Raw genomic sequence first — 9,705 nt, forward strand, 5'->3', positions numbered from 1 at the left:
AACATTGCTTTGCTTTATCTTACCGTGGTCATGTTAATATATATTTAATTACATGTTAATCTTTCATAAAACTTGCTTTTGGGTTCGATTTTCTTTACCTGTTTGGACCAATTCCATCATCCGTTTAAACAAATCCTCCCAATTTCTCGTTTTTGCCAACTCTTTTCTCTTTTGTTCAAGGCCCTTATCACTTTTATTCAATTCCAGCTTTTCGCAAGCGGCTATGAAATCTTCGTAATGATCGCTTTCCAAATGGGCATATACCGATTCTTCCGCATACTTGCTGGTGGATGGCAAATGCATGCCGACAACAGCTTTTCCAGCGGCTAAAAACTCAAACAGCTTAAGAGGGAAAACAGCCTGATTATATGGAGAGGGTTTGTATGGCATGATGCCAATATCGATTACATTCATATATTCAGGAACCTCGAATGGGTTTACGCTTCCAGTCCACAACACATTTTTTTCATTCAGAAGCTTCTTAAAATCCTCATGCCCGTTCGTGCCATCCGGCCCGACAAACAGAAAAAGCCAATTCCGCTTGTGCTGTGCCGCTTTTCTGATGAGGGCGAGATCCAGCTTTGGTTTAATGCCGCCTATAAACCCTAAAACTGTTCCATTGAAGCCATCAGGAATGACATTTTCCTTTTGCGCTTTCTTCCTGGCAAACAAATCGAATTCCACGCCATTTTCAATTGTGTGTACATGATCTGACCGCCCGCCAGCCAGTTTATTTATTACCTGGTCACGAAGGTGATCCGATGTGCAAAAAATGAAATCAGCCCTCTGTATGATTCGCTTTTCCGCCGCAGAAATAATGTTTTGCCGGACAGCGGACAAGGGTGATTTTGCCCCGCTGATCGGGGAAGCCCATAAATCGCTGCAATCATAGATGACTTTATCCCAGGGAAACAAATCAGCGAGCAGCGGGAACCCCGGAAAGGTGTACCACAGGTTCCAGTTATACGGTGTGTGTGAATCTTTTAAACCTTTTAGGAAGGCTTGTATCTTTTTTTTATAAAAACGATCCATATAGCGGCCAAACCGAAACACGTTGTGTGGAAAAAGATCGCGGACCGTCCATTGTTTAATCCCGTTGGGCAAAGCAGTCAAGGATTCTTCGCTTTGATTTGGAGCGGGACATAACCAAATCACTTCTTTTGTCTCAGGCAGGGCTCTTAGAAATTCCGCCAGCCGATGGCGCCTGTAACGGAGCCGGTCCTGTCCCCATTCGCCTGTCGCTACAATCACATGTATGTTCTTCAACCCTTTTCTTCCTCTCTACTTCATATTCTTTTTAATACAGCATGGACTGCATAATGAGAGAAACACCAAAAGGCCTTTACCATATTTAACTTCTCGACTTTACGGTACACAAACCAGTTCATTTTGGCCGCCTTCCACTTATTTTTAGAAATGGAGGCATTCCCGACGCGGTATTCCGCCAAATTTTCATTTAACCCGTAACCAATGACACCTTTTTTTAGAATTCCTAACCACGTAGCCAAATCTTGCCTTGTCCGTATATTGGGCATTTCGATTTGCCCGGTTTGTTCCCTGTCTATCATCACGGTCAAACAGCCAACAATCGTATTTTTCAGCAAGTCATCATACGTTATCAGATCGGGAGCGGGAATGGTTTTGTTTAACCGGACACCGTCACTGGAAATACACTCGTAAGCAGTGAACGTAAAGGCATAATGGTTCTGCTGCATGAAATCCAGTTGTTTATCCAGCTTCCCGGGTTTCCAGGAATCATCGCTATCCAGAAACGCAACATACCGTCCGTTTGCATGCTGTAAAGCGGTATTTCTGGCGACAGCTGCACCGCCGTTTTCATGAAGGTAAATCGCCCGGATTCTTGAATCCGATTCGCTATGCCTTTTTAATTTTGCCCTTGTACCATCAGTCGAACAATCATCCACGATGATCATTTCCCAGTCTTTGAACGTTTGCTTCTTTACAGATTCGATGGTCTTGTCTATAAATTCACAGGCATTATAACAAGGTGTAATGATAGATACCAATGGCCGGTTGTCACCCATAAGTTGACCTCCCATTCATTATGGTCGTTCACGTACAAATTCCGGAATGGCAATCCCAAAAAAGGCTATGGTTATTCCGATCAGCACACCCAGAATTGCTCTTGATTTTGAGTTTAAAGCCCCGCTTTCATCCATTTGAAAATCGGCGCCTTGCAACAATGATGCTGGTTTAAGATTCAATTCTGCTGTGTTCAGCTCATACAAAAACCGTTGCTGATCAACTTTTGCCTCCGGTGCCACTTTTTCAGGTTCAATCGCTTGAATGGATTTTTGGATAACGTCCTTTTTTTGCTGGAAGCGTTCCTGGTCGAGTTCGAGGAAGGCTTCTGTTATTTCATTAACCGTCCGCACGGATTCTTCTGTGCCATTATTTTTAAAGGAAAGTTCAATAATTTCATCTGTCACAGGCTGTACATTTAAATCTGCAAGCAGCTCTTCTCCCTTTTCCTTCCATAACTCCGGTAAATGCTCCTGGTAAAAAAGGATATTTGTTAATAGCACCCTCACCCGCTTAGGTTCGTTCAAGTCCGGATTTTCATAGCTGCCCAAAGAAATCGTTGTTTCAGCCGGCTGCGCGGGACCCTGCTTGCCTATCGGGAGAAACCACCCAAGGGCACCCAAAATGAGCGGGGTTGCTATAAGCACGAGGAAATATTTTTTGAATCTTGCTAGCAATCTTTGAAAAATCGGTTCCATTCCTGTCTGGCTCCTTAGACGGATTTTCATGTCGCAAAATAGAAAAAATACATCTTCCTATTTATATAGACTCAACTGCCCTCTTTTACATTCTGACTCAGGAGAGCTTTTTTCTTTAAATACGGAAACAACAGCCATCACAAACCCAAGAAATACCCAGTGGAAATAGAGGTTTATGACTGTGCTGGGACTGATGCTGGACACAAGGAATGCGATTAAGGCAATCAGGCAGGCTTCGAGCAGCATTTTTTGGCTCCGGCTCTGCAGCTGATTTGCCCGATGTAGCTGATAAAGGCTCCACCATAGGTAACCATACATCGTCACATAACCCAGAAAAACAACAATGCCGAAATTCCCTAAAATTTCCGCCAGCCAATTGTGGACTTCAATCACATAATTGGTATGGTACACCGGCTCATTTTCCAAATAGTATGGGAGATTACCCGCTCCAACACCGAATCCGAAAGTATCCAGCACATAGTGAAATGTATTTTTCAGTAAATTGGATCTGGCTAAACTGGAAGGCAGAACCTCGTAGCCCGGATAATAGGCTGAAAGGGAAAATAATCGATAGAACCATTCTGTTATCTTGCCGAATAAAACGGCAGTTCCCAATACCACTGCAGCTATACCCGTCATCGCTGCTGCTTTCATTACACGCTTCGGAAGCAGAATAAATAGATAAGCACCCGAACCAACCATGATCGCAAGCAGGCTCGCCCTGGATTCAGTTAGATAAATGATGTACACAGAAAGAAAAGCAAGCAGTAACCCTGAGACCTTTACCCACGCACTTCTGCCATTCCTGACCAGGGCTAAGTAAAAAATGAATGAAATGGTTAAAAACGTAGCAAAATCGTTTTGGTTATAAAACACTGCCGTTGGATAGCCTAGCTTGTATTCAGATGCCCCGTATAACGATGAACTTGGCAGCTGTAATTCGAAAACATGGTTCAACAAACCGATAAACAACAGCAGGACGGTCATCCCCATCCAGATTCCATAAAACAGCAGCAACCTCATTGTGCCGGTAAACGTAAACACAGCCAAAAAGACAAACAATACCCCTATACCTAAAAGGAATAAATATTTGACTCCATCACCGACTGATTTCGCCCAAATCAGGGAGGCCGTTCCATAAGCCAGCCAAAAAAGCAAAAACAGCAAGGATCCTTTCACCTGGACCCGATTCCAATACTGCGGGAGTTCTTGATCTGTGAATGCATGTACAAGAAAAAATCCTGCCGCGGCTATCAATACAATCCTGTATAGAAACAAATGGAAGAATCCAATGTTTATATCAACAACCGACTGATTAAGAAATGTCGTTATAACCAAACAATACATGAATAATGTAAATAGCTGTTTAGAAGACACATAAGGCCTTGTGAACACAGCTAGAAAAACGGCGCACCAAATCCCAAGAAAAATAAGAAATTGAACCTCCATCCCGGAAAGGGAACAGATGATTAGAAGCCCTATCATTAGGAAAGCTGATGCACTCGTCACGATCTTACCGTTGCGGATACTCTCCATGGCTTTCCTACTCCTTTTTCAACCTACCCGTTGACTTTTTGAAGCTTGTTGGCCCGATTGGAATAAAGGATTGTTTCTTCGAGACCTTGGGCCAACCCAACCATAGGCTCCCAATCCAGGATTGCTTTAGTCTCCTGATTACAAAGGATGCTGTGGCGAATGTCGCCCTGTCGCGCTTGTTCATACACTGGATTTACCTCGCAGGCGGCAACGGCCTTCATTGTTTGAAACAATTCATTCACCGATATGGATGTTCCCGAAGATACATTAACGCATAGATTATCTTTTGCGAGCAGCGCCTTTACATTTGCTGCTGCTACATCTTTGACAAAAACAAAATCCCTTGTTTGCTCGCCATCCCCATAAATGAAGGGTGAAATATTATGGCTCATGCGATTCGAGAAAATCGCGACAACCCCGCCTTCACCTTTGGCGTCCTGCCTCGGCCCGTAAACATTGCTGTAACGCAGGATACAATAGGGCAGGTTATATAAGGAATTAGACATCCTTAAATAATTTTCGACTGTCAATTTCGTCAGGCCATAAGGCGACTCAGGCTTTAATGGATGTTTGGTTGAAACGGGCAGCTCCACAGGATTCCCGTACACAGCTGCTGAAGAAGCAAAGACCACTTTTTTTACGCGTGATTTAATCGCGGCCTTAATAATGTGTAAAGAGCCTTTCACATTGACATGTTCATCAAATAAGATATTCTGAACCGATTCAGCCACACTCACTTGGGCCGCTTGATGAATGATATAATCGGGATTTAGCGATGCGATCAAGTCCATAATCCCCGGATTGGTAATATCGTAGTCATACAGCTTAATAGGAAGATGCTTGATATTTTCATGGTGCCCTGTTGAAAAATTATCGATAACCGTTACTTGATAATGGTTCCGAAGCAGTTCTTCGACTATATGGGAGCCGATAAAGCCCGCCCCGCCTGTTACAATCACTTTTTTCATCAGAAATCCCCCTAAATGGCATTTGAAATGACTGTTTCTTTCTGTACTGCCGGCCTTCCCATAGAAATATAAGTGAACCCCAGCTGATCCATTTGCTCCAGGTCAAACAAGTTGCGTCCATCGACAATCAACGGATTATTCATCAATCGTTTCACTTTCATTAAGTCCAATTGTTTTACTTCCTGCCAATCGGTCAAAATGACGCATGCATCAGTATTCTTTACCGTTTCATACACATTGTCAGAATAAATGCATTGATTTCCGAGCTGTTTTTTTGCTTCGCCGATTGCAATCGGGTCGAATGCCTTTACCATTGCCCCCATGTCCCGAAGTTGCGGGATGATATCCAATGCAGGAGAATATCTCGTATCATTGGTATTCGGCTTAAAAGCCAGCCCCAATACGCTGAAGGTTTTACCCTTCATGGATCCCAAGGCCGTTTCCAGTTTGCTCACTAACCGTGCCCGCTGGCCCTCGTTCGTTTCGATTACTGCCTTGATCAGGTTAAAGTCATAGCCGCTCGACTCTGCAATATGCAGAAGAGCTGCAGTGTCCTTTGGAAAACAAGAGCCGCCAAAACCAATGCCCGCCTGCAAAAACTTATTTCCGATCCGGCTGTCCAGCCCAATTCCTTCCGCCACTTTCGTAACGTCTGCTCCTACACGGTCGCATATATTGGCGATATCATTTATGAAGGATATCTTCGTTGCTAAAAAGGCATTTGCTGCATATTTTATTAATTCCGCACTCTCGACTGTTGCTTTCACAATGGTTGAGGTAAAAGGCTTGTGAAGGTCCGCGATAATTTGAAAAGCCTTTTCGCTGGCAGTACCGATCACTGCGCGTTCCATATTCATGGAATCCTTTATTGCCGCACCTTCCCGCAAGAATTCCGGGTTCGAGACAATATCAAAAGCCTGGTTATCCCGCGACCTCTCGCGGACGATGGATTCTACCGTTTTGCCCGTTCCCACAGGCACGGTACTTTTCGTCACAATCACTTTGTAGCCAGTGAGATTGTCACCAATTGTTCCCGCTGCTTGCTTGATATACGTCAAATCAGCTTCACCTGTGGCTGACATAGGCGTTCCAACAGCGATAAAAATGACTTCCGCTTCCCGGATCGCCTCTTCGGTATGACTCGTAAAATACAATGTCCCCTTTTCTACGTTTTGTTGGACAAGTTCTTTTAGTCCCGGCTCGTAGATGGGCATAATCCCATTCCAAAGGTTAGCAATCTTTTTTTCATCTATATCACAGCATGTCACCCGGTTACCTGCCTCAGCAAAACAAGCACCTGATACAAGACCTACATAGCCTGTTCCAATCACTGCTATTTTCTTCATATCGATCACCTTTCTTGTCATTTTACTTTGGGGATTAAAACGTTCAATGAACGGACTTTAACGTCCTTTTATATTCCTCCAAAAGCAATCTTGCGTTGTTTTGTGAATGATATCGTTCCTGGATATGTGAATGAAGTTCCTTCTGAATCCCTGCTGTATCTACCCTTCCATACATAAAATCTTGTATCCGTTCCACCAGTCCCGGCACGGACCTAGGCTTTATCAAAAGGTTTCGGTGCTTGCCGAATAACTCGGGAACGCCGCCGACCGCTGTACATACGACCGGCACTTTAAGGGCTAACGCCTCAATCACTACGGTAGGCATCCCTTCTGTATAGGAAGGGAGCGCGAATATATCACTGGCAAATAAATAATCTTTGACTAGTTGATTTTCCACTTGGCCGGCCAGGAAGAGCCTGCGATTGAATTCAGGATGTGAACGCAACTTTTCTTTGGCGGGTCCATCCCCTACAAATACAATCACATTTTCCTTAGGCAACACATCCAAAGCATGAGCCAATTCAAAAACCCCTTTAGCTTTAGTCAATCTCCCGACATAAAGAATGATGTTCTTTTCATGGGGAAGATTCAGGTGTGTCCTGATTTGTGATTTTGTTTGTTCCGGTTGCCGAAATTCTGACAGGTCAATCCCAATCGGGAGTACTCCACTGTCCCTGCCTGTCATTTGCATAGTTTTTCTTTTTAAGCTATCCCCTACAGCCAAGACCCTATCTGCTGCCTGTACTGTGTGTATGAATGCTTTTCTTGCGCTCTTACTATAGTGGGGATAAACATTTACATCACTGCCGTGCAAAGTTAATACCCACGGAATCTTTATTTGGTCGGCAATCAGCCTTGCCGCTCCCCCAGAAGGCATTGCAAAATGCGCATGAATCAAATCAGCCTCTAAGCTGTTTTCAACGATCGTCTTCATAACGGTTTCAGCTATTCGCTTATCCGGCTGCGCCCATCTCAGTTGGCCCGGAAAAGCTGTATACGCCGGTCTGTAGACAGTAATGCCCTTTCGTTGATATACAGCGGGCGTTCCGGCATTACGGCGGTATTTTTTGCGTAATACCCGAAATACCGACGGGTTTGACGGTACCGGGCAAATGACTGTCACTTCCATGCCTAACCGTTTCAATGCTTGGACCTGTGTTTCATGAAAAACTCCGTTTCCAGGCTGTTCAGTACTGGGGTATACGCTTGTAATCCATAAAACCTTCATCACCATCGTCCTCTAAAGCGTTTTTTTGTGCTGCTATACCTGTTTTTAACGTGCTCCATCGCCTGTCAGAATCACTTTGAATGTTTTCAGGATTATTTTCATTTCCAGAGCGAAAGAAAGATTTTTGATATATTCCAAGTCATAGTGAAGCTTTTCTTTTGGCGAAATGTCATAACCCCCATTTACTTGTGCAAGCCCGGTAAGGCCCGGTTTAACAAGCAGGCGGTTTTCGAACCCATTTATATCACTGTTAAATTGCTCCACAAAAACCGGTCTCTCCGGCCTGGGACCCACGATCGACATATCCCCTTTCAACACCATTAAAAATTGGGGAAGCTCATCAATCCGGGTTTTCCTGATAAATGCGCCCACTTTCGTAATTCGCGAGTCATTTTTTTCCGCCCATTTCGCACCATTTTTTTCAGCATCCACTCTCATTGATCGAAGCTTGATAATGTTGAAACACTTCCCATTCTTCCCTACCCGCTTTTGGATATAAAAAGGAGAACCCGGTGTTTCCGCCATTATTAGAACTGAAAATATCAATATAGCCGGCAATGAAATCAGAAGCCCTGCGGCCGCTAAAATCAGGTCAATGATGCGTTTTATATATAGGTATTGCATCACTTGCCTTGATAGTGAGAGTTTTGAAGACTTGACGATCGAATAGTCGTGATAGATATTGAAAATCTTTTCTGAGCTCACCTGCTACACCACCCTACAAATGTTGTGACCTAAGAACCTTATGTCGAATTATAGGGTGATAATTTGTAGGAAATATTGAGAGTTCCTAAAGCTTTATTAAAAACTGTTAAAATTTTTCAAACAATGTGACAACGTAAAGATACGGTTCGGGCATGGTTTTTCATTCTTTTTTTAAGGTAGGGCAAACCACTGCCAAGATTAATTTTTGTGGGTTTCCCGCAAGGTAAATTGAGGCTTGTCAGCAAAAAAACCGTAAGCATATGTACAATTTTTTTGCAAAGCTTGTAAAAGGTTGACGTTCTTCCATTGATTTTGTAATGAAAATGTAAACAAATGCGGCGTTAGTTGTAACAAGCATGCATTACTATAATTGTAAATAAACGCTAGATTACTAGGGGGATAATAAACACTAATGAAAAAATGGATCGCTTCTGCCATTGCCGCCGCTGCCCTTGTGACTTCGCCATTCCAAGCATCTGCCAATATTGGCGACCAGACATTAAAACCTTCCACGAACCATTCGGACGTCCGCCAATTGCAAACCTTGCTCAAAATAAAGGGATACTATCCCGGCTCAAGTTCTTATACCAATACATATCACTCTGCGACCACAGCTTCTGTGAAGAAATTCCAGAGTTCCAGAAAGTTAGCAGTTGACGGCATTTCCGGAAGGGCTACCTTCAATGCCCTCGGAGTATATAAAATCAACAAATCCAGCTTGATCAGCACTGCAAAAAAATACAAAGGCGTTCCCTATAAATGGGGCGGCATGTCGCCAAGCGGATTCGATTGTTCGGGTTATATCAACTATGTATTCCGCACCTCGCAAGGAATTACCCTTCCAAGGACAGCGGCTGACCTGTATTCAAAAGTAGGATTGAAAGTTTCCAATCCATCAGTGGGAGATCTCGTATTTTTCACTACATATAAAGCTGGCGCTTCCCATGTCGGAATTTACGTCGGAAACGGTGAATTTATCCACGCCTCATCTTCAAAAGGCGTCACCATCTCACAGCTCAGCAACCCATACTATAAAGAACGCTATTTAGGCGCCAAAACTTTATAAACACCTACTGTTCCCAAAACCCTTCATTAATAATGAAGGGTTTTTTTGCGGGGTCATTCCCCCGTTGCTGTGAAGCGTTAAACTGCTGGGGGTCAAGCCCCAGTCACGGTGAAGC

9 protein-coding genes are annotated in these 9,705 nt (G+C 43.7%); 1 reads left to right on the forward strand and 8 read right to left on the reverse strand.

All coding sequences use genetic code 11. The annotated features are described in order from the left end of the window. Positions 1-63 precede the first annotated feature (63 nt). Genes tuaH through D0466_RS11120 form a run of 8 tightly spaced genes read right to left on the reverse strand, consistent with a single transcriptional unit; the run spans position 64 to position 8,524 of the window. The gene (gene tuaH, locus D0466_RS11085) at positions 64-1,266 is read right to left on the reverse strand and encodes a teichuronic acid biosynthesis protein TuaH (RefSeq protein ID WP_117322619.1); all 1,203 of its coding nucleotides are present in this window, start codon (positions 1,264-1,266) and stop codon (positions 64-66) included. A 20-nt stretch (positions 1,267-1,286) separates the two neighbouring features. Next, positions 1,287-2,045 (reverse strand): teichuronic acid biosynthesis protein TuaG, encoded by a 759-nt coding sequence (gene tuaG / locus D0466_RS11090; RefSeq protein ID WP_117322620.1) that lies wholly within the window; start codon positions 2,043-2,045, stop codon positions 1,287-1,289. Between the two features lie 18 nt (positions 2,046-2,063). Next, the gene (locus D0466_RS11095; protein WP_233522616.1) at positions 2,064-2,771 is read right to left on the reverse strand and encodes a replication protein; all 708 of its coding nucleotides are present in this window, start codon (positions 2,769-2,771) and stop codon (positions 2,064-2,066) included. A 27-nt stretch (positions 2,772-2,798) separates the two neighbouring features. Then, complete coding sequence (gene tuaE, locus D0466_RS11100) at positions 2,799-4,277, reverse strand: teichuronic acid biosynthesis protein TuaE (RefSeq protein WP_117322622.1); 1,479 nt, start codon at positions 4,275-4,277, stop codon at positions 2,799-2,801. Positions 4,278-4,300: 23 nt separating this feature from the next. Next, positions 4,301-5,245, reverse strand: a complete 945-nt coding sequence (locus D0466_RS11105; RefSeq protein ID WP_117322623.1) for an NAD-dependent epimerase/dehydratase family protein — start codon at positions 5,243-5,245, stop codon at positions 4,301-4,303. A gap of 11 nt (positions 5,246-5,256) precedes the next feature. After that, positions 5,257-6,591 carry a UDP-glucose 6-dehydrogenase TuaD gene (gene tuaD / locus D0466_RS11110; protein ID WP_117322624.1) on the reverse strand — a complete coding sequence of 445 codons (1,335 nt, stop codon included), beginning with the start codon at positions 6,589-6,591 and terminating at the stop codon, positions 5,257-5,259. A 43-nt stretch (positions 6,592-6,634) separates the two neighbouring features. Beyond that, a complete protein-coding gene (gene tuaC / locus D0466_RS11115; RefSeq protein ID WP_117322625.1) occupies positions 6,635-7,819 on the reverse strand; it encodes a teichuronic acid biosynthesis protein TuaC in 1,185 nt (394 codons plus the stop codon). A gap of 45 nt (positions 7,820-7,864) precedes the next feature. Beyond that, positions 7,865-8,524, reverse strand: a complete 660-nt coding sequence (locus tag D0466_RS11120) for a sugar transferase (protein ID WP_117322626.1) — start codon at positions 8,522-8,524, stop codon at positions 7,865-7,867. 412 nt (positions 8,525-8,936) lie between these two features. Here D0466_RS11120 and D0466_RS23465 point away from each other — a divergent pair, with 412 nt between their 5' ends. Continuing rightward, positions 8,937-9,590: a C40 family peptidase gene (locus D0466_RS23465; protein ID WP_117322627.1), complete on the forward strand. Its 654-nt coding sequence runs from the start codon at positions 8,937-8,939 to the stop codon at positions 9,588-9,590. The last annotated feature ends 115 nt before the right edge of the window (positions 9,591-9,705 follow it).

This window comes from Peribacillus glennii (genome assembly GCF_003429105.1).
Classification (GTDB): Bacteria; Bacillota; Bacilli; order Bacillales; family DSM-1321; genus Peribacillus; species Peribacillus glennii.

Bases quoted from the DNA above. Each gene is read 5' to 3' on its own strand.
- D0466_RS11095 (WP_233522616.1), bottom strand. From the start codon at position 2,771: ATGAAAATCCGTCTAAGGAGCCAGACAGGAATGGAACCGATTTTTCAA.
- D0466_RS11105 (WP_117322623.1), bottom strand. From the start codon at position 5,245: ATGAAAAAAGTGATTGTAACAGGCGGGGCGGGCTTTATCGGCTCCCAT.
- tuaC (WP_117322625.1), bottom strand. From the start codon at position 7,819: ATGAAGGTTTTATGGATTACAAGCGTATACCCCAGTACTGAACAGCCT.
- tuaG (WP_117322620.1), bottom strand. From the start codon at position 2,045: ATGGGTGACAACCGGCCATTGGTATCTATCATTACACCTTGTTATAAT.
- tuaE (WP_117322622.1), bottom strand. From the start codon at position 4,277: ATGGAGAGTATCCGCAACGGTAAGATCGTGACGAGTGCATCAGCTTTC.
- D0466_RS23465 (WP_117322627.1), top strand. From the start codon at position 8,937: ATGAAAAAATGGATCGCTTCTGCCATTGCCGCCGCTGCCCTTGTGACT.
- tuaD (WP_117322624.1), bottom strand. From the start codon at position 6,591: ATGAAGAAAATAGCAGTGATTGGAACAGGCTATGTAGGTCTTGTATCA.